Source organism: Bradyrhizobium sp. BRP23 (assembly GCF_020194135.1).
In the GTDB taxonomy this organism is placed as follows: domain Bacteria; phylum Pseudomonadota; class Alphaproteobacteria; order Rhizobiales; family Xanthobacteraceae; genus Bradyrhizobium; species Bradyrhizobium yuanmingense.
Map to the genome: position 1 here is coordinate 225,955 of NZ_JADYVW010000009.1, position 23,804 is coordinate 249,758.

The 23,804-nt window shown below is 62.6% G+C and carries 21 protein-coding genes; 12 read left to right on the forward strand and 9 right to left on the reverse strand.

Annotated features, from left to right (window positions below; genetic code table 11):
• Positions 1-112: 112 nt before the first annotated feature.
• Complete coding sequence (locus I6F24_RS24730) at positions 113-334, reverse strand: hypothetical protein (protein ID WP_225127624.1); 222 nt, start codon at positions 332-334, stop codon at positions 113-115.
• A gap of 350 nt (positions 335-684) precedes the next feature.
• Between I6F24_RS24730 and I6F24_RS24735 the strand changes: the two genes are divergently transcribed.
• Positions 685-861 (forward strand): hypothetical protein, encoded by a 177-nt coding sequence (locus tag I6F24_RS24735; protein ID WP_192893126.1) that lies wholly within the window; start codon positions 685-687, stop codon positions 859-861.
• A 19-nt stretch (positions 862-880) separates the two neighbouring features.
• Here the strand turns inward: I6F24_RS24735 and I6F24_RS24740 are convergent, their stop codons facing one another.
• The 3 genes from I6F24_RS24740 to I6F24_RS24750 form a co-directional block, all read right to left on the reverse strand.
• Entirely contained in the window at positions 881-2,260 is a 1,380-nt protein-coding gene (locus I6F24_RS24740) for a VWA domain-containing protein (RefSeq protein ID WP_225150488.1), read from the reverse strand.
• 7 nt (positions 2,261-2,267) lie between these two features.
• Positions 2,268-3,215, reverse strand: a complete 948-nt coding sequence (locus tag I6F24_RS24745) for a MoxR family ATPase (RefSeq protein ID WP_036007771.1) — start codon at positions 3,213-3,215, stop codon at positions 2,268-2,270.
• Positions 3,216-3,361: 146 nt separating this feature from the next.
• On the reverse strand, positions 3,362-3,562 hold the full coding sequence (locus I6F24_RS24750) for a hypothetical protein (RefSeq protein ID WP_036007702.1): 201 nt from the start codon (positions 3,560-3,562) through the stop codon (positions 3,362-3,364).
• Positions 3,563-3,785: 223 nt separating this feature from the next.
• On the opposite strand from I6F24_RS24750, the gene I6F24_RS24755 reads away from it, so the two are divergent.
• Positions 3,786-4,760: a quinone oxidoreductase gene (locus tag I6F24_RS24755; protein ID WP_225150498.1), complete on the forward strand. Its 975-nt coding sequence runs from the start codon at positions 3,786-3,788 to the stop codon at positions 4,758-4,760.
• A gap of 164 nt (positions 4,761-4,924) precedes the next feature.
• Here I6F24_RS24755 and I6F24_RS24760 read toward each other — a convergent pair whose 3' ends face one another.
• Positions 4,925-5,200, reverse strand: coding sequence for a hypothetical protein (locus tag I6F24_RS24760; protein WP_057028627.1), 276 nt, complete (start codon positions 5,198-5,200; stop codon positions 4,925-4,927).
• Positions 5,201-5,300: 100 nt separating this feature from the next.
• Positions 5,301-5,909, reverse strand: a complete 609-nt coding sequence (locus tag I6F24_RS24765; RefSeq protein WP_036045323.1) for a S24 family peptidase — start codon at positions 5,907-5,909, stop codon at positions 5,301-5,303.
• A gap of 156 nt (positions 5,910-6,065) precedes the next feature.
• Between I6F24_RS24765 and I6F24_RS24770 the strand changes: the two genes are divergently transcribed.
• Together I6F24_RS24770 and I6F24_RS24775 are read left to right on the forward strand one after the other, a co-directional pair.
• Complete coding sequence (locus I6F24_RS24770; RefSeq protein ID WP_225142916.1) at positions 6,066-6,602, forward strand: GcrA family cell cycle regulator; 537 nt, start codon at positions 6,066-6,068, stop codon at positions 6,600-6,602.
• Positions 6,603-6,647: 45 nt separating this feature from the next.
• Positions 6,648-7,223 (forward strand): hypothetical protein, encoded by a 576-nt coding sequence (locus I6F24_RS24775; protein ID WP_225142915.1) that lies wholly within the window; start codon positions 6,648-6,650, stop codon positions 7,221-7,223.
• Between the two features lie 45 nt (positions 7,224-7,268).
• Here the strand turns inward: I6F24_RS24775 and I6F24_RS24780 are convergent, their stop codons facing one another.
• On the reverse strand, positions 7,269-7,625 hold the full coding sequence (locus I6F24_RS24780; RefSeq protein ID WP_036007687.1) for a hypothetical protein: 357 nt from the start codon (positions 7,623-7,625) through the stop codon (positions 7,269-7,271).
• A gap of 570 nt (positions 7,626-8,195) precedes the next feature.
• Here I6F24_RS24780 and I6F24_RS24785 point away from each other — a divergent pair.
• Both I6F24_RS24785 and I6F24_RS24790 read left to right on the forward strand, forming a co-directional pair.
• Positions 8,196-8,381 carry a hypothetical protein gene (locus tag I6F24_RS24785; protein WP_036007684.1) on the forward strand — a complete coding sequence of 62 codons (186 nt, stop codon included), beginning with the start codon at positions 8,196-8,198 and terminating at the stop codon, positions 8,379-8,381.
• A 133-nt stretch (positions 8,382-8,514) separates the two neighbouring features.
• Entirely contained in the window at positions 8,515-8,856 is a 342-nt protein-coding gene (locus I6F24_RS24790) for a phasin (protein ID WP_036007681.1), read from the forward strand.
• Positions 8,857-9,143: 287 nt separating this feature from the next.
• Here the strand turns inward: I6F24_RS24790 and I6F24_RS24795 are convergent, their stop codons facing one another.
• Together I6F24_RS24795 and I6F24_RS24800 are read right to left on the reverse strand one after the other, a co-directional pair.
• On the reverse strand, positions 9,144-9,461 hold the full coding sequence (locus I6F24_RS24795; RefSeq protein ID WP_036007678.1) for a cytochrome c: 318 nt from the start codon (positions 9,459-9,461) through the stop codon (positions 9,144-9,146).
• Between the two features lie 531 nt (positions 9,462-9,992).
• Positions 9,993-11,789, reverse strand: a complete 1,797-nt coding sequence (locus I6F24_RS24800) for a POTRA domain-containing protein (RefSeq protein WP_225150500.1) — start codon at positions 11,787-11,789, stop codon at positions 9,993-9,995.
• Between the two features lie 131 nt (positions 11,790-11,920).
• On the opposite strand from I6F24_RS24800, the gene I6F24_RS24805 reads away from it, so the two are divergent.
• The 6 genes from I6F24_RS24805 to I6F24_RS24830 all read left to right on the forward strand — a co-directional run bounded on the left by I6F24_RS24805 (position 11,921) and on the right by I6F24_RS24830 (position 23,801).
• Positions 11,921-13,162, forward strand: coding sequence for a FecR domain-containing protein (locus tag I6F24_RS24805; protein WP_225150502.1), 1,242 nt, complete (start codon positions 11,921-11,923; stop codon positions 13,160-13,162).
• Positions 13,163-13,209: 47 nt separating this feature from the next.
• Entirely contained in the window at positions 13,210-15,951 is a 2,742-nt protein-coding gene (locus tag I6F24_RS24810; RefSeq protein WP_225150504.1) for an EAL domain-containing protein, read from the forward strand.
• A 340-nt stretch (positions 15,952-16,291) separates the two neighbouring features.
• Positions 16,292-17,272, forward strand: coding sequence for an ABC transporter substrate-binding protein (locus I6F24_RS24815; RefSeq protein ID WP_225150506.1), 981 nt, complete (start codon positions 16,292-16,294; stop codon positions 17,270-17,272).
• A gap of 408 nt (positions 17,273-17,680) precedes the next feature.
• On the forward strand, positions 17,681-19,477 hold the full coding sequence (locus tag I6F24_RS24820) for a vanadium-dependent haloperoxidase (RefSeq protein ID WP_109145698.1): 1,797 nt from the start codon (positions 17,681-17,683) through the stop codon (positions 19,475-19,477).
• Positions 19,478-20,065: 588 nt separating this feature from the next.
• Positions 20,066-21,406: an adenylate/guanylate cyclase domain-containing protein gene (locus I6F24_RS24825; RefSeq protein WP_225111977.1), complete on the forward strand. Its 1,341-nt coding sequence runs from the start codon at positions 20,066-20,068 to the stop codon at positions 21,404-21,406.
• A 457-nt stretch (positions 21,407-21,863) separates the two neighbouring features.
• The gene (locus I6F24_RS24830) at positions 21,864-23,801 is read left to right on the forward strand and encodes an adenylate/guanylate cyclase domain-containing protein (RefSeq protein ID WP_225150508.1); all 1,938 of its coding nucleotides are present in this window, start codon (positions 21,864-21,866) and stop codon (positions 23,799-23,801) included.
• The last annotated feature ends 3 nt before the right edge of the window (positions 23,802-23,804 follow it).

Genomic DNA, 23,804 nt, shown 5'->3' on the forward strand with positions numbered 1-23,804 from the left:
CGCAGCGTCGTTGCGCGCCAGATCTTGTCGCAAGAAGCAAATCCGATTTCGATGAAGAGCTAAAGGTTATTTTTCAGGCGATGGCGCAGTTACGCGGCAGCAGGCGATCTCGTCACGCCACGAGATCGAGCAGCCGGCATGAGCCGCGCACCAGCACCTTGCGTCCTGTGGATGTTATCGCAGGCACGCCGTCATTCATGACAACGAGGCCGAGCTTGGCGAGGCTTTCGACGAGATAGGCCTTCGCGAGGCGACCGTTCGACACCGGGTTGCGAAGCGCCTTTAGCGCTTCCCACTGGTCGGTCGATAGATCAAGGTCGAAATCGTTGCTCATGGTGCCTCAGCCGATCGTCCGGTTCGCGTGCCCCTGTTAGCGGCGCCGCATGAAGACCATGCGACGACAATGAGTCGGGAATTCGGTCAGCTGTTTAGAACATCTCTTCACAAATTGCGGCACTTCGTTGCGCCACAAGAGTTAACGTCGTTGTGCATGACTACCGTCACGATCTCCGATCACTAATTGATGATCCGCACTTGATGTTGCGATGCGAGCTGCCGCAGTGCACGGCAAGCATCACTGTCCTATTTGGCGTCGCGATATGCACAGAAATGATGAGGCGGGAGGTTAAGGACTCTGTTACCTTGGCCTGCGGGGAATGGCTTCACACGGCCGGAGTGGAGTGCATGAACAGGCTGGTGGAAATTCGCAGTCAGGAATTCCTTTGCCGAGAGCGCGCGGCGCTCGATTCGAAGCGCCGGCCGTTCTGGCTGGCGCAGGCAGAAGAATGGGAGCAGCGCGCGCTCGACGAAATCGCGCGTCACTTTCGGGAGTGCAATCAGGCCGAGCTGAACGCCGCCTGACGGAGGTGGCTGTTATTGCTTATTGATAAGTCGCCACAATATCGGAAACAGCGCGTTCGAGCTGTTGCGCGGTGGCGCATTGGCGCACGATGCTGCAAAAAGTTGCGTAGCGCGGCATCTCGGAATCGCCAAAGCCCCAGGCGAGCCGCCCCTCGGGATTGAGCCAGACCAACCGCTTCGAACGCTCGGAGATCCGGCGCAAAATGTCGGCGCGTGGGTCGAGATTGTTGCTGCGGGCATCGCCGAGCACGATCACCGTGGTCTGCGGCGTCAGCGCGCTCATGAACTCCTTCTCGAAATCGACCAACGAGGCGCCGTAATCCGACGAGCCGAAACCGACCTTGGACATGATCTCGGACATCGCCTCCTCCGGCGACTTCGTCTCCAGGATCTCGCTGACCTCGATCAGGTGCGAAGAGAAGGCGAAGGAGCGGACGTCGTCGACCACCTCGTGCAGCGAGTGGATCAGCAGCAGGAAGAAGTCGGAGACTTGCGCAACGGAGCCCGAGACGTCGCACAGCGCGACGATCTTCGGCCGGTCGCGATGCTTGCGCTTCCATGCCGTGAGGAAGGGCACGCCGCCCCAGGCCGCGTTGCGGCGGAGCGTTCGGCGAACGTCGAGATGGCCGCGGCGCTGGCGCTTGCGCGGCTTGGAATAGCGCTCGCGCAGCCGGCGTGCGATCTGGCGGATGAGGGCACGCATCTCGGCGACCTGGCGCCGCTCGATGCGGGCAAGCGGCGCGTTGCGCAGGATCTCGTTGCGGAGGTTTTCGGCCTCCTCGCGGGCATAAAGTGCGAGCCCTTGCGAGACCGTATCGCGCACGGCTTCGCGCAAGGCATCGAGCGCGGCGCGCAGGCGCTCGGCCAGCGACGGGTTGGTCGCGGTCAGTTGGTCGAGATCGTCGCGCAGGCGCTGGAGGCCCATGGCGTCGAGGATGCGGCTGGAGAATATGCCGCGCTGGGTGGAGTAGCGGATGTCGGACAGGGAGGCCGCGCCGGAGGCGCTGGCAATCGCGGCAGCGATCGCGTTGCGATCCTGCGACAATAGCATCTGCGCCAAGGGACCCAGGCCCTGGGAAGGCTGACCTTCGCCCGCCTCGCTCGCCGAGCCGGCGGAGGGCGGCTGATCCTCGCCTTGCGCAGCATCGTCTTCGCCGGCAGCCTCAGGCTGCTCCTGTCGCGGCTCCGGCTGGCTGAAGAACAGATCAAAGCAGTCGCCGAGCGCGAGCTTCTCGTCCTGCGACTTGGCGAGCGTCAGCAGCAGCGCATCGCGTAGCACGGCGCGGTCGGAGATGCCGACCTGCGCGACGGCGCGCATCGCATCGATGCTTTCGGCCGGCGAGACGTGAACGCCAGCGCCGCGTGCCGCCCGAAAGAAGCGATGGAGATTTTCGCGCATCGGCGTGTCAACCGAAGACGTTGGACCGGGCCGCCTTGGCAATGAAGGTCGTCACCTGCGGCGTCGCGGCCTCGATGTCGGCTTCGTATTTCAGGAGCACGTTGAGCGTGTCCTTGACGATCTCAGTATCGAGTTCGGAAGCCTGGAGCAGCACCAGCACACGCGCCCAGTCGATGGTCTCGCTGACCGAGGGCAGCTTCTTCAGATCCAGCGAGCGGATCTCGTGGATGAAGCCGACCATCTGCCGGCGCAGCGTCTGCGAGATGCCGGGCACACGGCTTTCGACGATGCGCTCCTCGAGCCGCTGCTCGGGGAAGCCGATATGCAGATGCAGGCAGCGTCGCTTCAGGGCATCGCCGAGGTCGCGCTCGCTGTTGGAGGTGAGGATCACCGTCGGCGGCGTGATCGCCGAAACGGTTCCGAGCTCGGGGATCGTGACCTGGAAGTCGGACAGGATTTCCAGCAGCAGCGATTCGAATTCGGCGTCCGACTTGTCGATCTCGTCGATCAGGAGCACGCAGCCGCCCGGCTGCTCAAGCGCCTGGAGCAGCGGTCGCGGCTCGACGAATTCCTTGGAGAAGAACACGTCGCCGAAATCGTGGAGCTGGTCGAGCGCGGCATGCAGCGTCTGCGCGCCGCCGAGAACCTCGCCGAGCTTGTCCTTGAGGATCTGCGTGTAGAGAAGCTGCTTGGCGTATTTCCACTCGTAGAGCGCCTTGGCCTCGTCGAGGCCCTCATAGCATTGCAGGCGAATCATCTTCATGCCGCGCCAAGCCGCGATCGCCTTGGCGAGCTCGGTCTTGCCGACGCCCGCGGGGCCCTCGACCAGGATCGGCTTCTCGATCTGCTGCGACAAATAGACGGCAGTCGCGATCTGCCGGCTCGCGATGTAGCCCTGCGCGGCGAGGCCGCTCTCCACTGCCTCGATCGAGGTCGAGGCCTTCTGATCAGCCACGAAAGCCGCTCCCAAAGGTCTTGCGTGAGGCTTGTTCTGCCTGCGTTCCAGGCAAAGGACAAGCCACGTTTGGGAGACATCTGACCCGCGTGAACGGCGTTTTTTCCGCTAAGCGCAAATAGTTAAGCGCTTCGCTGTTGGCGCGATCAGTGCCGCAGCAGCTCCGGCTTGCGGATCGTCTGCCTCAGCTCGGCGCCGCAATCGGCGCATTCATAGACGAAGTCGATCTTGGCTAGGCTCCAATGCGGCTCGACCTCGCGCACATACATCGGCAGGAACCCCATACAGGTAGGGCAATTCACTGGCGCGATTTCGACGTCCTGATGATGCTGAACGTAAGCTGGCATCTCGGCTCTCCTTCGCAGGCGACCATCAAACCCCGCGCAAGGCTACTGCGGGTCGCCGCGGGGCCCTCATCAACTCTTTCGAACGGAGGCGGAACGGCGGCTGTTTGTGGTTCGCTGTGACATTCTTGTTACGGCTTCTATACTGTAACGGGCGGACCAAATGCCTATTTCACAGGCCGATGCGGTGTTCGAACTTTCATTTCAACGATAAAGGAGCACGCCCATGACGCATGCCATTCGCTTTCACAAAACCGGCGGTCCGGAAGTCCTGGTCTGGGAGGAGGTCAGCGTCGGCAAACCTGGGCCCGGCGAGGCGCGCATCCGCCACACCGCGGTCGGCCTCAATTTCGTCGACATCTATAACCGTTCCGGCCTCTATCCGGCGCAACTGCCGAGCGGGCTCGGCAGCGAGGCGGCTGGCGTCGTCGAAGAGGTCGGGCCTGGCGTCACCGATCTGAAGCCGGGCGATCGCGTCGCTTATGGCGCCTCGCCGCTCGGGGCGTATGCGGAGGCGCGGCTGATCCCCGCCGACCGGCTGTTGAAATTGCCCGACGGCGTCGACGACAAGACGGCGGCGGCGATGATGCTCAAGGGGCTCACCACGCAATATCTGATCCGCCAGACCTATCGGGTGAAAGCCGGCGATACCATCCTGCTGCATGCGGCCGCCGGCGGTGTCGGCCTGATCTTGAGCCAGTGGGCCAAGCATCTCGGCGCGACCGTGATCGGCACCGTCAGCAACGACGAGAAGGCGAAGCTCGCCAAGGCGCATGGCTGCGACCATGTCATCATCTATACAAGGGAAGATTTCGTGAAGCGGGTCGACGAGATCACCGGCGGCAAGAAAGTGCCAGTGGTTTACGACTCCGTCGGCAAGGACACGTTCCTGAAATCGCTGGATTGCCTCGCCCCGCTCGGCGTCGCCGCGCTGTTCGGCCAGTCCTCCGGCGCGGTGGAGCCGCTTAATCTTGGCCTGCTCGCCCAGAAGGGCTCGCTCTACGTCACGCGTCCGACGCTGTTTACCTACGCCGCCAAGCGCGAAAATCTGGTGGCGATGGCGAATGAGCTGTTCGACGTCGTCAAGTCCGGCGCGGTCAAGATCGAGGTGCACCAGACCTACCCGCTGAAGGACGCCGCCAAGGCGCATGCCGAACTTGCGGCACGCAAGACCACGGGATCGACCGTTCTCCTGGTGTAATGCCCAACGGGACGGTGGCGCGAGCTCTAAAGCGCGATGTGATTAGGATGAATCGTCACGTCATCGCGCTTTAGGCTGTTGATTGATCATGATCGTTTCGGAAAACCGCTGCACACTTTGCGCTAACGCGGCCCTTCAGGTCCGGATCATGCTCTAGGCCTGCGTCACGTCCTCTCGTGCTTGCGCAGATCGCGGACGTGATCGAGGCGGATTGCCTGGAGATCGACGTCCTCGGGCTCGATCCGTGGGAGGGCCGCCTCGGCCAGGATGGCCGCGGTGACATCTTCGACCGAGTTCTCCACGATCTCGTGGATGAACGAGACGTTCCGATACTCACCCGAGGCGAGGCGGGAAATGACCTCGCGCCGGGTGATTTCGGGATCGACGACCGCCTCGCGGCCCCGCCGTCCGTAATCGATCATCACGACGAAGTATTGCATGAAACGACCCTGCCGCGCCCCATGGTCGGGACGCGGCACATTATTTCCGAAAATCGGAACTATGTCAAGTGTGATTTCTATTAATCAGAAGCGGCGGCTCTCATTTGCCCTTCTTGCGCGGCCGCGCCGACTTCGCACGCAGCCGCTCAAGCTGTCCCTTGGGCATGGACAGGCAGATCTCCCCGACCCAGTCAAGCTTGACGCCGACGATCGGCTTGGCATTGAAGCTCGTGAGGTTGACCACTGAGGGAGATTTGCCCCGCTCGATGGTCTTCAGATAGCGCTCGCCGGTCTTGAGGCGGACCACTGCCTCTTCGCCGTAGAAGCTCGACAGCGGGTGGCGCTGGTCCTTGTAGACGACGATCACGTCGCCGCTTTCGTATTTGGGCAGCATCGAATCGCCCACGATCTCGAATGCGATCGTCTCTTCCATGATCGGGAAGGGCAACGCGACGTCGCCGAGACCTTCCGGCGGAACCTGTTCGTAGTCCGGCTCGATCACGGCGCCGGCTCCGACGCGCCCCATGATCGGCGCGAGATTGAGCTCGAGATATTCCATGATCGGAATGATCTCCGAGGCCTTCACCAGGCGCTCGCCGCCGAGAATCTCCGAGACCGCGCCGGGCCGCACGCCCATGGCCGCAGCCAGGCCGCCCTTGCTCTTGCCCGTCTTCTCCAGGCCCCGCTCGATCATTGCTACGTCCAACATGGCGATTCCCTCGATTGCGCACCGTCTCGCCTCTTGTAATCCGAAATTCGGAATTGATGCAATTATGAATATCAGAAATACGGCTTGACTCTATATTCGGAATAACGGAATGTGCGTCTCGCCCTCCCGGGTGGAGGCGCATCACAGGACAGCAGCATGGAACCGGGCCATTGGCCGTCGGAGCACTCCGACGCGCTTCGCGACTATTTTCACAAAGGCATGTCTTATGCGGAGATCGGAAGACAGATAAACGCAAGGTTTGGAACGGCTTATACGCGCAGCGCGGTGGTCGGCCGCGCCAAGCGGCTCCGGCTCATCGTGCCGCAATGGATGACGAGCCCGGCGCTCGCGCCGGCCTTGCCGGGTGAACCCAGCCTGCTTTCGCCGCGCCGGGTGGCGTGGCCGAGCCTCAATCTGCCGCCGAAGTCCGCCATGAAGCCTGCGGCGCGGGTGAAGTTGCGCTGTGTCGGCATCCAGCCGCGCCTGATCCAATTGGTCGAGCTCGAGCCGGCCGACTGCCGCTATCCCTATGGCGGCGACAAGGACGGTGAGGAGATCACCTTCTGCGGCCACCCGCGCCAGCCGGGCTCGAGCTATTGCGCGCCGCATGGCCGTCTGACGCGCCGTTCCGAGGCTGCGTCGGCGGCCCGTGCCGCAGGCCCGGTCGTGCTGAAGCTGGTCTCGGCGATCTGACGGTGCCGCCCTCCGTTCAACTCTCAGTCTTGCAAGGAGATCCGAGTGGCTCATGCCCGACGCAACAAGTCCTACAAATTGGCGCAGATCTACGACCGGCGGTCGCGGGAGGTGCCGTTCAACGCCGAGATCGCGGAGGTGGAGGTCGACAATCCGCTCACGCTCGATTCCGGCGAGAAGATCCTGGCGATCCGGTCGGTCCGCGGCGATCCGCTTGGCCGGCTGCACGCGCACCATCAGATCGACGAGGCGCAGTACCGCGGCGGCCGCGCCTTCCAGAACGATTGGGAGCGGGCGGAGCGCGGCCCGCAGGCGGTGGATACGACGCGCGAATATGTCGATGGGACGGGCACGCGTGAGCCCGTCACCGAAAGCCAGCGCCAGGCGGTGCTGCGGCTCAACAGGATCGAACGAGAGCTCGGCACCGACGGCGCCGCGCTGGTGCACGACGTGCTGGTGCTGGGTCTGACCATGGATCAGGTTGGGCAGCGTCGTGCCGTCCGCACGCAACGCTGGAACGATTACTTCGCGCGGCGTTTTCGCGAATGCCTGGACCGGCTGGCGCTGATCTACGGCTTCGCGACGGAGACGGGAACGGCGCGCGGGGGCCGACGTGGATGATTGCGGAGCGTCGGCGGTCTCGGCCGCCGGCGCTCCGCCCATTGCTTACGGGTGAGGGACGATCTGGTAAGGCGTGGTGTAGGGCTCGACGCGCAGCGAGGCATGCGCCAGCAGCCCGATCTTGGCTGTCGGTGCCTGCTGTAATTCGCCGTTGGGGCCACGATGCACGTTGTATTGCCAGACGGTGAGATCGCCCTTCTGTGCCAGCGCGTGTGCAACGGCGCTCGCATCATTGCCGCCGAGCGCCTGAAGCTCCTGCGCCGACAGTCCGACGACGATTTCGTCCTTGACGGTGACGATCTTGAACAGGTTCATCTTGGTCTCCTGCGCCCATGCGCCTTGTGTCGAGAGGGTGAGAAGCGCGATTGCGGCGCCCTTGATGAGATCGCAGCGAGAAAGCATGCCGTCGTCCTTTTGGTGCTGAGGCGCGCCCAAATCGAAGAGTTTTCAGCCATGGCGCCCGTGTCTGCGTGGCCGTGCCGCAACGGCTTGGTCGCTCGCGCGTGGACGGCGGTTCACGGTGGACCGGCCGCGAGATCGACTTTCACGCGCTTAATGCAACCGCCGGGACGGATTCAACAAATGCGTGTATCTTGCTGAAGAATCGCCAATTCGTGCGCGCTAACGTGCATTTGACATCGGAAACACGACGAAACCCCGTGTTGATTGACAGCAAGAGGGGCTGTGCGCGTGATTGATGACGCTTCTTGACGCAGGTGGGTGACGGCGATCGATATTCCTGTTATCCGGAAAACGCTGTGGCGCGATGCAGACCAAGCATCGCTATACCCACGGTTGGGCTTGCCGGATGGGTTGTTGCTTGGCATAGTTGCAACCAAATGGAAGCCGTCGTTTGGACGCGGTTCAGCCTGCAACCCGGCGGGTCCCTTCGGCCGAACGTTCGTCGCCATAGTTCTGTTGCGGCGTTCGGTTCTCGAGCGGATCACGACCGATGCTTGTCATAGGTGCGAGATGAAAAACCTCAATTTCGCGGCTGAGCTGCATCTCAAGCTCGGTGTGCCTGCAGGCAGCACCGTGGAAAGTCTGCGTCTGCTCCGGGCCTTCCTGAAGCTCGCGCCGCGACAGCGCTTCGAGGTGATCAAGCTGGTCGAAGATCTCGCCACCGACGAAGCTCTTCCCGAGCACCCCTTATCCTAGAGCCCGGCCGCGCGCCCATCCTGCCCATTTTCCTGCCAGAGCAGGCTCCCCGGCATCGTTCGCCGGAGCGCTGGCGGCTGGATGGCGGTCAGGCAAATGTGGTATTCAGACGGAAAAAGGGAGGAGTGAGACCATGATCGAACCGAAAATCGAAGTTCCGGCCGAACTGCGTGATTTGGCCGAGAAGACCATCGACCAGGCCGAAAAGGCCTTCGGCATGTTCTTTGAAGCGGCGACCAAATCGATGTCGTCCGTTCCGGGGGCGGGGACAGAGGTGTCGAAGCAGGCGTTGGCTTTCACGGAGCAGAACATGAAGTCGGCCTTCGAGCATGCGCGCAAGCTGGTGCATGCCACCGACCTCCAGGAGGCGATGCGAATCCAATCCGATTTCCTCCGCAGTCAGTTCACCAGCGCCGGAGATCACATGCGTCAGATGACCGGCAGTCTCATGCAACCCGGCAAGGGCAAGTCCTGATTTTCGGTCTGTGTACAGCGTGCCCACAAATTGATCTTGTATGACGTGAAGATCCGCGCTTCGATACCGGTGCAGGTCCATGATGGGCCACCGAATGATCTCATTCGCCGTCTGTCATCCTTTCTGCTGATCCCTGCCGGTCCACCGGCAGGGATTTGCATTTGCAGCCTTCGTGCAGCCCTGCGTGACCATCCGGGATGAAGCTCAGACTATTGCTGAAGTATGACCTTCGGAAAAGCGCGCCGCTCAGTTTGCGCGAGCGCGGCCTTCGGCGGCCGATCAGGCATCTAACGCAGCGATGCGATGTAGGCCGCGATATCGCCGGCTTCGGTTCGGCTCAGGGGAAAATTCGGCATCTTCGGGTGCGGATCGAGCAGGAAGAATGCGAGCCTTTCCGCACTGAAATCCGGCCTGCGCGCGACGGACGCAAAGGAAGGGACGTCGGCGCTCGCCTGAGCCTGTCCGTTCGCCACGACATGGCAGCTCGCGCACCAGCGCCTGGCGAGTTCGGCGCCGTGACCGGCATCAGCACCGAGAGCGGACGACGAGCCGAAGCCAGAGACGAGGCCAAGCAGCAGGAAAATCCGTCTCACATGTCGGAGCATAGGGCAATCTTTCTGCATTCGCTTGCGGCTGCCGCGCTCATCCGCAGCAGGATCCTGGAAATTGCGAGAGATCGATGCGAGCGACGATCGAGCGCAGCAGCCTGCGGGTCGAACGATAGAGATGCCGCATGAATGCCGGCACTCTCGCCGCGGGCAGGCCCTTCGGAACAAGGCTTTTCGTACCAAGACTTCCGGTATAGTGCGACACGTGTCTCTCCGACAGCATGTGGTTTCTTACCGTGCCGTGTCGGAGCCGCCTTGATCTGCCGCAAAGCGTCCCGGCCAATAGTCGCCCGGGTTCATGATCATTGGGCTCTTCGTATCCGCAGGCGTGAGCGCGCTGCTGGCGCTGTCACACAGGAAGCGGTCGAGCGTCTCCTCACGATGAGGCTCATCAGCGTCTGTGCCCGTGGAAACTCCGGCCGCGCACTCCGGCCTCATTCTGAGGAGCCCGCCTCAAGCGGGAGTCTCGAAGGATGGCCGCGGGGAAAAGCTGTCAGGATGCGACATCCCGCCCGAAGGACCGGGCGGCTAGAGACAGCTCGCCCGGCCGCGTTCGGGGCAGAGCCGGAACGCGCTCGACAGCGTGAAAAGAAAGCGTGGGCTGCGACGCTCGTTGTCCGGCGCCCGGTAGCTTAAGGGGACGGCGACGCCGAAATCGGCCTGGAGGTCGTCCGGCAGGAAGAAGCGCACACCGGCTCCGGCCGATGTCAGCGACAGCCCGTCGCTCAGGCGATAAGCGTGGTTCCAGACTGCGCCAGCGTCGCCAAAGGCATAGAGCTGGTAGCCGGTCCAATAGCGGAAATTGAGCTTCTGGTCGAAGCGCAGCTCGAGCGAGCCGGCAAGGCCGTTGTCGCCGCTGATCTCGGCTGCGCCATAGCCACGGCCGAAGGCCGCGCCGCCGAGATAGAATTGTTGCGAAGTGAACAGCGGGCGCGACGCCGTCTGGCTCGCGGCAGCGAGCTTGAGCGACCAGACATCGTTGAGTGTCTGGTAGCGCGTGAACCAGAGGTTCAGGACCGAGAAGTTCGAGGAGGCTCCGTCGCGTGACAACAGATCGTCCTCGAAATGTGAGGCGCCAAAAACGTCGAGCCCCTGACGATAGGTCAGAGTCGCGAAATTGGTTCCGCCAAAAGGATCCAACAGCCGGTAGTCGGCGGTCAGGCTCGCCGTCCTGATGTGGTCGTTGTACCAGGGCCCGTAAAGGTCATGCTCGGACACATTGCTGAAGGTCGTGGCGGCGGTCAGCGTGAGCGTGGAGGATTGCGACTGCAACGGGACCATGCTGGCACGCAGCTCGAACGCGTGGGTCGTGGTGATGTCGCTATCGAGCCGGCGCATATCGCCCGGCCTTACCGCGCTGTACAGCACGGAAGCACCCAGGCGGACACCGTCGACGCCGACGGGCGCATCGTACGACAGCCGTGCGAAGCCGAGCTGGCGGGGGTCGTTGGCAATGGTCGACAGGTTGACCGCCAATGCATCGCCGGGCGCGAGGTAGGAGTTGAACGCGCCGGTGGCGTAGGTCTGCCAGGGACCGACCGACGAGGATCCGAGATTGTCGAGGCCGAACGAGGAGAAGACGTGCCAGGTTTTCAAGTAGATGGTCAGGCGGAAGCGGCCCGTCGTACCGCCGATCTCCTCCAGCGCAGTGTCGGTGATCCGGACGCCCGGCCTGCCATTGATCAGGAAGAGCTGGCGTTCGAGCGTTGCCAGTCGCGAAGGATGTTCGGTCAGAACCGGCGCCAGCATCGGCCTTATGCCGAACCGCTCTGCACCGTCGCCCTTCAACTCGGCCTGCACGATCGCACCTTCCAGGACCTGAATCCGGACACGGCCGTCGGCGATGTCTTGTGGTGGCACGATGGCGCGGCTCAGATGAAAGCCGGCTTCGCGGTAGAGGTCGCTGATGGCGCCTGCGATCGCGGCCAGATCCGCCTGCGAGACCTTCCGGCCGAGATAAGGCTGGTAGACAGCGGCGATGCGATCAGGGGAAACCGCATGGGCGCCGCCGACGCTGACGCCGCGCAGCACGAATTGCGGCTTGGTATCGCCGCCCGTCGTGGGCTGTCCGACGCTCGGCAACCGGACCGGCGGCCGGCCGAGCGATTCCTGCTCGGTCTGGTTATCAAAATATTTCTCGGGCTGGCGCGGATCGAAGCCCGGCTGGTTCGCCTGTTGAGCGAGTGCCGCTGGAGTCGCCGCGAAAATTACTGCCGCCGATACCAATGCGGTAAGGAGATGCCGCTTCTCACCGCGCGCGGCGACTTTGTCTCCGTAGTTCGACGGAGGATCTGCCACGGGGCGGTAAGGGTTCGTTAGCCGCATGATTTTTCATAGGTTTTTATGGTCAACGATTGGTTAATCCGGCCGCTCCGCTGGCCGCTTTCCGATAATCCTATCTTGAGTGATTTCGGATACCCCTCAGGCTTGGCTGTAAACGCGGGCTGAGGATCATCATGTTCGGCAGAGTTGGAATGCGGCGCGCCCTGGCGGCGGCGCTGATCCTGGGGACGGCTTCCAGCGCATTCGCGGCGGACGACGGTCTGTGGTCGGTCAGCAAATCCTCGGGCGAGGTCTGGCTTGCGACGAGCGGCGCCCAGCAGGTGTCGTTGACGTCAGAAGGAACGCTGAAACCTGGCGATACCATTCGCACCGGTCGCAACGGGCGCGTCCTCCTCGTCCGCGGCGAGGAAACGATCCTGATCTCTCCCAATTCGGTGGTGGGCCTGCCGGCCGAGAAGAAGGACGGCCTGTCGACCACCATCATCCAGCAGGCGGGTTCGATCCTGCTCGAGGTCGAGAAGCGCAACGTCAAACATTTCGAGGTCGAGACGCCCTATCTCGCCGCCGTGGTCAAGGGGACGCAGTTCAGCGTCACGGTCGGTGCCGGTAGCACCAAGGTCGGCGTGCTCCGCGGCCAGGTCGAAGTCTCCGATTTCAAGACGGGACAGATTGCGCAAGTGATGCCCGGACAAGCGGCCACCGTGTTCGAACACGGCAAGCCCGGTCTCAGCCTCAGCGGTGCGGGGACGCTCAATCCGATCGAGCAGGGCAAGCCCCGTGCACCCACGATCGAGCGTGTCCCAGTGCCGAAGTCGGGCCTGTCGGCGCCGCGCCATGCGGCCAATGGCCATGCCATCCATGCGCTCGGCCCAGTCGACAAGGGAAGCAAGGCGGCCGGCGCACCCAAGGCCTCGGGGCAGGCGGCCGGGGGGCATGCCCCCAAGGCAGGAGCCGTGCGCATTTCGGCCGCGCTGGGAGAGGTCAAGCTGAACGTCCACAAGGCGACGCGCGGCCTTGCGCACGGCGGCGTTCCGCCGGGGCAGGCACGTAACGCGAATGCCAGGGGCGACAGTCAGACGGTCTGGAACGATGGCCAGACGAGCCCGGCTGCATCCAACGGTGCGGCAAGCAGCGGTGCCGCCAGCGCGAACGCCACGATCGCCGCAACGACGGCCGGGGCATCCAGCGATGCCCCGCGAGCAAACAACGGAAATGCCGGCGGCAACGGTAATTCGGGTAATAACAACGGCAACGGCGGCAACAGCGGCAACGGCGGCAATCCAAACAATAGCGGTAACGGCGGCAGCAACGGTCACGGTAACAGCAGCCATGCCGACAACGGCGCCACCGGCAATGGCAGAGGCAACAACGGCCACGGCCATGGAAATGGCAGCAATGGGCACGGCAGACGCTGAACTCTAGGTGGACGCGTCCGTCGGGGCGGGTGTGGGGGGAGGCTCGGGTGAAACGCTATCGGCCGCATATTCTTGTCGTGATCGCGCTCGCGGTGGTGTTGTCCACGGGCTGGCACGCTGCGCTTCGCAATGCGCTCACCGATCTTCGATTCAAGTGGCAAACGCGTGCGGCCACCGGCGACATCGTCGTGGTCGGTATCGATGCGCCGTCGATCGACCAGATCGGGGTGTGGCCCTGGCCGCGGCGTCTCCATGCCGAAATGCTGCAAAGGCTGGAAGCGGCAGGCGCGCAGGACGTTGCCTTCGATGTCGATTTCAGCACGCCGTCGGATCCCGCCTCCGACGCGGCCTTCGCCAAGGCATTGCGAGACGTCGGCGGTTCGACGATCCTGCCATCCTTCAAGCAGCCGACACCGAGGGGCGGCCCGGCTCACGTCAACCGGCCGCTGAAGTCGTTCAGCAACCAGTCGTGGCCGGCCGTCGTCAATGTCGCAATCGAATCCGACGGGCTGGTTCGCCGCTATCCGTTCGGCGAGAAGCTCGGCGATGCTTTCATGCCTTCGATGGCCGTCGTGCTGGCGGGACAGGACGCCAATCGGCGACCGCCCTTTCTGATCGATTTCAGCATTCGCGCACCCTCCATTCCCGCCGTCTCCTATGTCGACGTGCTGCGCGGCGATAGCGCCACGCTCGACAAGCTGAAAGGCAAGAAGGTCATCATTGGCGCCACGGCGCTCGAGCTCGGCGACCGTTTCAGCGTTCCCAACGGCAGTATCATCTCGGGGCCAGTCCTCCAGGCGCTCGCCGCTGAATCGATCCTTCAGAACCGGACCCTGCGCTGGACCTCCGATGTCGGCATGGTGGTCGGACTGGTCGCAATCTGCCTGCTGATGCTGTATTCGTGGCGCCGTATCGCGCCAGGACTTCGCGTCGCAATCCTGATCGCAGCCGGGGCGGTGGTCGAACTGGCCGCAATCCTTGTGCAGGCAAGATGGCCCCTGGTCATCGATACGTCGCTGTTCCACATCGCCATCGTCGCTTACCTGACCGCGATTGCGCTCGACGAAATCGACTTCCGCAGCCTGCTCGGACGCATCGCCGAGAGCCGCTTTCATCGCATCGCGATGTCGCTCGGCGACGGGCTGGTCTGCACCGACGAGGATCACCGCATCACGGTCTGGAATCCCGGCGCCAGCGCGATTTTCGGCTACATGCCGGCCGAGATCATCGGCCGCCCGTTCGAAACGCTGTGCGCTTTGCCGGCACACGCCGGTGCAAGACCGTCCATGCACGACGCCGCGCGCCAGGCGCTCCTGGTTCCGGGCGGCGCCGTCGTCGTCGAGTTCGAAGGCCGGCGCAAGAACGGCGAAACCTTCCCGGTCGAGGCGAGCTTTTCGGGCTGGCAGGGAACCGACGGCTTTCAATATGGTGCCATCCTGCGCGATATCTCCGTGCGCAAACGTGAAGCCGAACGCATTCGATATCTCGCCGAACATGACGCGCTGACGGGGCTGGCCAACCGGAACATGCTGCATGTGGGCCTGACCGATCTGATCGCCGCGGCGGAGCGACGGTCTTCGAGCGTCGCGTTGCTCGTGCTCGGGCTCGACGGCTTCCAAGAGATCAACAACATGCTAGGGCACTCCGCCGGCGATCTCGTGCTGCGCGCGGTCGCCGAGCGGCTGCGGAGCGAAGTCGGTGGCAAGGCGATCGTCGCCCGGCTCAGCGGCGACGAATTTGCCATCGCGATCGATTGCGCAGAGATCACCGAACCGGTCGCGGCGGTGACCGAGCGAATCGCGCGCGCGTTCGAAGCCCCTCTCGCAACCGGCACGCGCCAGCACCGGGTCAAGACCAGCGTTGGCGTCGCCGTCTATCCTGAAGGCGGGAGCAACGCCGATGATCTCCTGAGCAACGGCCATCTCGCGCTGACGAAAGCCAAGGCGACCAGGCGCGGCGGCCACGTCGTATTCGAAGCCGCGATCCGGCAGGAGCTCGAGAACCGCTTGAGGCTGGAGGGCGAGCTGGCGCTTGCCGCCGATCGCAGCGAATTCGAGCTGTTCTACCAGCCGCAGGTTCGTCTGATCGACGGCAGCCTGGTCGGAGCCGAAGCGCTGATCCGCTGGCGGCATCCGGTGCGCGGCTACGTCTCGCCGGCCGAATTCATGCCTGTTGTCAACACCTCTGCGCTGTCGGAGCGGATCGCGAACTGGGTGATGGAGACCGCTTGCCGCCAGGCGCGAGCCTGGGAATTGTCCGGCAACGACGTGCGCGTGGCGATCAACCTCTCACCCTCGCAGCTTCAGTCCGGCGACCTCGCGCATTCCGTTGCAGCGCTGCTCGAAGAGACCGGGCTGACGCCGTCGCTGCTCGAGATCGAAGTCACCGAAGACATCCTGCTGCATGACGAGCGCCGCGTGCTTGAAATGTTCAAGCGAATTCAGGAGCTCGGCGTCCGGATCCTGTTCGATGATTTCGGCACCGGTTATGCGAGCCTGAGCTATCTCAAGAAGTTTCCGCTCGACGGCCTCAAGATCGACCGGTCGTTCGTCTTCGGTCTTCTGTCGAATTCCGACGACGCCGCCATCGTCGGTTCGACCATCGGCCTCAGCAAGCAGCTGGGTCTCACCGTCGTGGCCGAAGGCATCGAGAACCGCGCAACCGCCGACTTCCTGGTCAGCATGGGATGCGAGGAAGGGCAGGGCTATTTCTTCGGCCGTCCGATGCCCGCCGAGGCGTTTGAGAGACAGTTCCTGGCGGCTGAGCTCGAGACTGTCAGCGCCGCCTGAGCGAGCGGCTTTGGCCTGCGCGTTGACACCAGCACTCCGAATGGAGGCTGGTTGTCTTGGCGAGCACCGTCGCGCGGGTCAACATCCGGTATTCAGCGTCCAGTGACGGTGCCCACATTCCTTGCTTCCCGCGAGTTCGCATGGCGATCTGAGCGCGGAAATGCGCCACGGGGATTGGCCTCGCATGGTCTGCTTTCGAAAGCTGAGCGGAGAGGCCTCTTGAAGTGCGCAGGGCAGCTTTTGACCCAACTCGGACATCGGACCGCGGCGAAGCCGGTTTCATCCCTACCAAAACGCTGGCCTCAGTCATATGATGCCGTCGTCTGCGGTTGAGGTAGGTATGAGGCGCCGGGATTTGCTTGGTGCTCTTGCTGGTCTGGTGGCCGTGCGGCCGGTAACGGGCCGCGCGCAGCAATCCCCTCGATTGCCAACCATCGGGTTCTTGGGTCAGAGCACCCCTTCGGTCGAGCGCCAACGGCTTGCTGCATTCTTGAAGCGACTGAGTGAACTCGGATGGATCGAGGGGCGAACAGTCGCGATTGAGTATGCGTGGGGCGAAGGAAACAGTGAACGCTTCGCTAAATTTGCGACGGATTTCGTTCGGCTTAGAGTCGATGTCATTGTAACCTCGGGGACCGCAAACGTTATCGCGGCGATGCAGGCAACATCGGTTATCCCGATCGTGTTCGCGGTGGCGGGAGACCCAGTTGCAAACAAACTGGTTGCGAGTTTGGCGAAACCTGGCGGCAACGTCACGGGCCTCTCGACGGTAGCAACCGATCTTGCCGGCAAGCGCCTAGAACTTTTGCGCGAGGCCATTCCAAGTCTTCGGCGTTTGGCAGCTATTGGGAACATTGGCAATTCCTTGTCCGCACTGGAGCTTAGTGAAGTGCAAGCGGCGGCGGCGAGGCTTGGTCTTGAGACCGACATCCTCACAATTCGTCAAGCAGAGGACATCCCGTCTGCCTTCGAGGCGCTAAAAGGTGGTGCAGGGGCATTGTATATAGTTGCCGATCCGCTTGTGAATACCCACCGCGATCGGATCCAGACTTTAGCAATGGGAGCGCGACTGCCAACAATCTACAACGCCAGAGAGCACGTCGAAGCGGGTGGCCTCATGTCTTATGGGCCGAATTTTACGGATTTGTATCGCCGCGCTGCCGAATACGTCGACAGGATTTTGCGTGGAGCAAAACCCGCTAATCTTCCGGTGGAGCAGCCGGCCAAGTTCGACTTCGTCGTAAACTTGAGGACCGCCAAGGCCCTCGGCCTAGCTTTGCTGCCGTCGATGCTTGCCCGCGCAGATGAAGTGATCGAATAGAGCTGTTGTTTGCTGCGGCGCATGAGTCCGTTCATGGCCCTTCTGCGAAGTTGCGCCTTGGCGGTCGGAAGTCCGCTCGTTGAGCCAGAGCGGACCAGAGTTGCTCAACCTGAGTTCTTCGCATTGTGACCCTAAGCGGAAGTCGTCCAAAGATTCAGGCGTCTTTTCCGGACGCACGAGATCGTGTACTCTTTAAATAGCTGTCGTCGCAGGCGGGAATGCCGAATTCCTCGCGGGACTGAACGGACAGCAGTCGTGCCATCGGCAGCATTGCACTCGAAAAACCGACTTCCTTTTTCGCCGGTCCTTCAGCATTCGCATTCCAACGCGGGTGCGCACAAGGCGCGCCCGGATGCTTTGAATCTGAAACGCGGGCCCCAGAGCGTGCCTGCGAGGGAGGAGATCTCCATGGCTGACCACCCCACTATTTCGACTGAATATGACCTGGCATCGCCGACCCTGCCGACCACGGCGGTCACTCGCCGCTCGCTCCTCGGCGGGGCCGGCATCGCAGTTGGCGCCGCCGTGCTTGCGTCTCCGCCGGGTATGTCCGGAGTAGCCCCGGCCGCGGCGCAGACCGTGGGCGTGGGCACGGAGGCGCGACCGCTCGACGCGGCGCTCAAGCGCCGCGCCTTCGAAGTCCGAGCGGCCTGCGCGAGCAATAACGAGAAAATTCCCATCGCGCCCCACCCGGCGAACGGCGATGAGGCGCGCTACACCAACAAGATCGGTTCCGATACGCGGGGCCTGCCGCACGACAAACGCGGCGAAGTGGAACAAGCTGCTTGGCAGGCTTTCTATATTGCTTGTCAGTCGGGCGATCCCGCTGATTTCGAGAAAATCCCGCTCGGCGGCACGCGCAAACTGGTCAATCCGGTAGGCACGCTGGCCGTCAGCCTGAGCGGCATGAACCCTACTCAGATTGCGCTACCGCCGGCGCCGACCCTTGCAAGTGCGGAGCGCGGCGGCGAGGCGGTCGAGGTATACTGGCAATCGCTGCTTCGTGATGTTCCGCTTACCGAGTTGCGCGACGACACCTCCAACCGCGACGTGCTTGCAGCGACCGAGGAAATCAACAAGCTTGCGGATTTCCGCGGGCCGAAGTCTGGTGGTCGGGTCACACCCGGTACGCTGTTTCGTGCCAATGCGCTTTACTTCGACCCGGCTGACCCGAAGGGCCGCTCCGTCACGCCTCCAGGCGTTCTGGACGGCCCGCTGATCTCGCAATTCCTGCTCCGGGACGTGCCCTATGCCGCACAGTGGATTAGTGCTCAAATTCGCGCCGCGTTGCCCGCGAGCGAATTCCTGACCGAATACGAAGAGTGGCTGGCGATCCAGAACGGCGCCGCGGCGAAACGCCGGTTGCAATTCGAGGCGACACCGCGATACATCACGACAGGAAGAGATCTCGCGGAGTATGTCCGCGCTGGTCCCGCACTCGGGTGGGCAGCAGCGCTGATGCTTGCAACCCCCGGCGGCGGAACGGACCAACGGTACTCCGGGATGTATCCAGTGACGGAGCCCGTATCCTACCCGTCTAGCCCCTATCGGAAATCGAAAACACAGGGCCCTGGAGGAGGCACATTCGGATTGGCCTATGTGCAGGCACTACTCACCACCGGGATCAGCAACTCCGTCCGCGCGTCCTACTGGCAGAAGTATTTCGTGCACCGGGCCGTGCGACCGGAAGCCTATGGCGGTCTGGCGCACCATCGCCTCGCCAATGGCGTGAGCGACTACCCGTTGCATGACAGCTTCCTGAAATCGGAAGCCCTCGATCGCAGTAAAGCGAAATACGGCACCTACCTCTTGTCACAAACCTATCCGGAAGCCGCGCCCCTTCACTCCACCTATCCCGGCGGTGCCACGGGCGTCGGTGCCGTTACGGCTACCATATTGAAGGCGTTTTTCGACGAGAGCCGCGTCATCATCAACCCGGTACAGCCCGATCCGGCTGACCCGACGAAGCTCATGCCCTATGACGGCCCGCCACTCACGGTTGGTGGAGAGTTGAACAAGCTCGCGGTGAATTTCGGTTTCGGACGGAATTGGGCGGGCATCCACTGGCGTTCCGACGCTTCGGCCTCAATGGCGATCGGCGAAGAAGTGGCTATCGGCATGCTGCGGGACGAGCGCATGACCCTCCGCGAACCTTTCGACGGCTTTTCCTTCACGCGCTTCGACGGCAGCCGCGTGACGATCTGACAGCAGTCGGGCGACGCCCCCCGCCGTGGGGCGCCGCCCCGGTCCTGTGCAGAGTAGTGGAAGCGTTTATGCCCGATAGCCTATTGGTGGGAGCTGAGCGCGGCGCCTGCTCAATCAACGAGGACCCAAGCCGGGGGCGACTCTCGTTCTGATCATCTTATGATGCGTGGTTGACCTGACCCGTGAACCGCAAACTTTCAATGACCGGAGCAGCCCACCAAATGCTTGCTTACCAACAATCTTAAAGACAGCGAAATTGCTCGGCATCGAGATTCCGGCATTCTTTCTCGACTGTGCCGACGCGGTGATCGAGTAGGCACAGTCCACTTCAGGAATTGGCCCATCGTGTCACATTGCATCGCCGCACCAACTCGGTAGCTTTCGGGACGAAGCCGACATCAAAGGGTGAGCAAGATCGTCCGGACCGGTCGCGTTTGACCCGAAACGCACATCGCGGCCGCACCTGGTTCCCCAGTCGCGCCGGTACTTACGGGTGGGCGGCAGCCAAATTCTCCACCGAATTTCGCTAGCCTGACGCGGAATGAGGTGCGACACTCGCGCCCGCGGTTTGTCACGCAGTAGGCCACCATGGCTGACATCCCGGCCACTCACTATGTCAAAAGTGACGACGTCCATATTGCCTATCAGGTGATGGGCGACGGTCCGCGCGACCTGCTGTTCGTCCCAGGTTTTGTCTCCAATGTCGAAGCGCTCTGGCAATCGCCGGCACGCGCTTCCTTTTTCCGCAAGCTTGCAACGTTTGCGCGGGTCATCACGTTCGACAAGCGCGGCACCGGAATGTCCGATCGCGGTTCCCAGATCTTCACGCTTGAACAGCGGATGCACGACGTGCAGGCGGTGCTGGACCAGGTTGGTTCTCAGCGGGCCACCTTGTTTGGCGTGTCCGAGGGCGGTCCGATGTCGCTGCTCTATGCAGCTACGTATCCCGAACGCACGTCAGCTCTGGTGCTTTGTGGCACTTATGCGCGACGCTCGTGGGCCCCTGACTACGCATTCGCGTGGACCGATGCGCAGTGGAGCGCTTTCCTCGATGACATTGAGCACCATTGGGGTTCGGCAGATGCGATGAGTTTGCTGATGTGGGCGCCTAGCCTCGCTGGCAATAAGCAGGCACTTGAGCAAACCGCCGCCTACTTCAGGGCCTCGGCAAGCCCAGGCGCGGCATCGGCGATCATGCGCATGAACCGGGAGATCGATGTCAGGGACATCCTACCCGTGACGCGTGTGCCGACCTTGATTTTGCATCGCACCGATGAGCGCGTCATTGACGTGAAGCATGCGCGCTACATGGCGCAGCAGATTCCTTGCGCCAAACTGATTGAGCTCAGCGGTCAGGACCATATGGTCTGGGCTGGCGATCAGGATGCAATTATCAATGAGGTCGAAGAGTTCGTCACCGGGCATCGGCAAGCAGCGGAGCCGGACAGGGTGCTTGCAACTGTGCTGTTTGTCGACATTGCGGGATCGACGGAGCGCGCGGCCGCTCTCGGCGACGGCGCCTGGCGCGTGCTGCTGGATGCGTTCTATGCCAAAGCTCGGGGCGTGCTCGGCCAGTATCGCGGCCGCGAAGTCAATACCGCCGGCGACGGTTTCCTTGCCACGTTCGATGGCCCTGCGCGCGCTGTGCGTTGCGCAAGCGCAATCGGCGACGCGGTGCGCCCACTCGATCTGAAGGTCCGTTGCGGTTTGCATACCGGCGAGTGCGAATTCGTCGCTCACGATATTGTTGGCATTGCCGTGCATATTGGTGCACGTGTGGCGGCGCTAGCTGCCCCGGGTGAAGTTCTGGTCTCACAGACGGTTCGCGATCTCGTGGCAGGCTCTGGATTGACGTTTGAGGAGCGCGGCCGCCACATTCTCAAAGGCGTGCCCGACAAATGGCGTCTGTTCCGTGCGGTAACGACCTAGCACGTCTTCACCCGCCATGCGGTCAACGCACCGATGACCGCTTTTGGCCCACCGCTGACTTCGCCTCTTAGGCTCGCAGCGTCCGCTTCCGAGGGCTGAGGGGAAACCGTCGCCGGAGCCGCCGAGGGCAGCCTTTGCCCCAAAGCCGACCTGCCGCAATGGAATGAATGCAGACGACAAGGAGCTGCCCGAGCCAACACGGCCTTACTCGAACGTACCCGGCTAGGCTTTCCTGCCTGACGACGGATCACCGGTCGGACGTCAGCGACTGGGGTCCGGACGGAGTACATCAGTCCTGATTCAAGCCGGTCCGAGTCTCAGCGGTGGCGTCCGCTGGGCGTCGACTCGCCGGACAGCCGACCCTCACGTACCAAAGCCTCGCTTCGTACCCCGCTGTGCCTTGAAACCTTGCATCTCAAGCTGCAGAATTGCCAGGCACCCCAAAGGCTGACGATGGATGCCGCTGCGGCAGGAACAACGGGTTGAGCGGCACCTTGCCGCGATTTTTGCGGCGGACGTCGCGGGCTACTCGCGATTGGTAGGCCTGGACGAACTTGGCACCTTGAAAAGCCTCGCCAGCGCGCGTGAGGTCATGGACACTCTCATTGAGGAGCATGGGGGCCGGATTGCCAACACTGCGGGTGACAGCGTCCTGGCGGAGTTCCCGAGCGCGGTCGATGCCGTTCAATGCGGCGTTGCGGTCCAGGGTCGACTGCTAGAAATGGGACGAGAGATCGCTCGAGACCGGCGTGTCCAGTTCCGGATCGGTATTCACGTGGGGGATGTCGTAGCGCGCGGGCGAGATCTGCTTGGAGATGGGGTCAATGTCGGCGCGCGGCTCCAAGAAGTCGCCGAGCCAGGGGGCGTGTGCATCTCGGGCGCCGTCTACGAGCAGGTCCACAAGGCGCTCCCATTCTCTTTCAAGAATCTGGGTCTTAAAAAACTCAAGAACATCGACCGAGCGGTCCAGGCCTACGCTGTTTCGAGCGAGAGCCTGGGCTCGGCGCGGACGGGCGTCGCCGACCCGACCGCGCACGATGGCGCGTCGCAGCGGGCGCGAAGCATTGCCCTTGCTGCGATCGCCGTCGCTTCCCTGGTGCTTGCGAGCGCGGGCGGAGCCGTGTGGTGGATGGGGGCCCAGCAGCGAGGCGGGGTGCAGAACGCGGGCGACAGCACCCCGGTGCGGTCCGACAAACCCTCAGTTGCCGTGCTGCCGTTCTCCAATCTCAGCGACGACAAAGCCCAAGAATACTTCTCGGATGGGATTACCGATGACGTGATCAACGAGCTTTCCAAAGTGGCCGGGCTCTTCGTCGTCGCCCGCAACTCCACCTTTACCTTCAAGAACACTGCCGTGGACGTGCGAAAGGCCGCTGCGGATCTCGGGGTCCGCTACGTGGTGGAAGGCAGCGTGCGCCGAGCCGCGGACCGGATTCGCATCAACGTTCGACTGGTCGATGCGGCGAGCGGCGGGCAGCTCTGGGCAGATCGCTACGAGGGCGCGATGGGAGATGTTTTCGGGCTGCAAGACGAAATCGCCGGCAAGATCACGCGAACATTGGCGGTTCAGTTGACATCCAAGGAGCAGGGGCAAATCGGCGCCAAGCGCACCGAAAACCCGGTGGCCTACGACGAATTCCTGAAGGGTTGGAACAGGTACCTTCAGCAGAATCCGAAGGCCGCGCGCGAGGCGATCGGCCACTTCGAGCGAGCGATCGAAATCGAGCCGAATTACTCTCGTGCTTTTGCTGCGCTCGCGGCCACATACTGGCAGATTGCAAGGAGACAATGGCAGGAAGAGAGGTTCGGGCTAAGATCGGTGCACGATGCGCGCTTGAAGGCTGAAGAGTACATCACAAAAGCACAACAGTCTCCGATTTCCCTCAATCATCAGGTCGCTTCGGCCATTCTGTCTCAGCAAGGAATGCACGAGAGGGCGATCAAAGAGGGAGAGCGAGCAATCAGCATGGATCCCAACGACGCGAACGCCTACGTCGCGCTCGCTGGAGCGTTGAGCTTAGCCGGTCAGCCGGCCAAGGCTCTTGAGCTCGTCCTCCATGGCATGCGGCTCAATCCATTCTCCCCACCTTCTTACTTTTATGAACTCGGATTGGCCCAATTCGGGTTGGAGCAATTTCAAAGTGCAGCGGCAAGCTTGGAGCGGGCTATCGCTCTCAATTCAGACGACCGATGGGCTTATCGTGTGCTTCTCGCCGCCTACGGCCATTTGGGCCGGAAAGCGGACGCTGAACGGATCTTTTCGTTGGCCGAGAAGAATCGACAGGGACTAGACCCACTCTCTATTCGAGGAACTGCTTTCTGGTATCCCTTCAAGGATTCAGCGGATTGGGAACGCATGGCGACGGGCCTTAGACTCGCCAACGTGCCCGATTAGCGG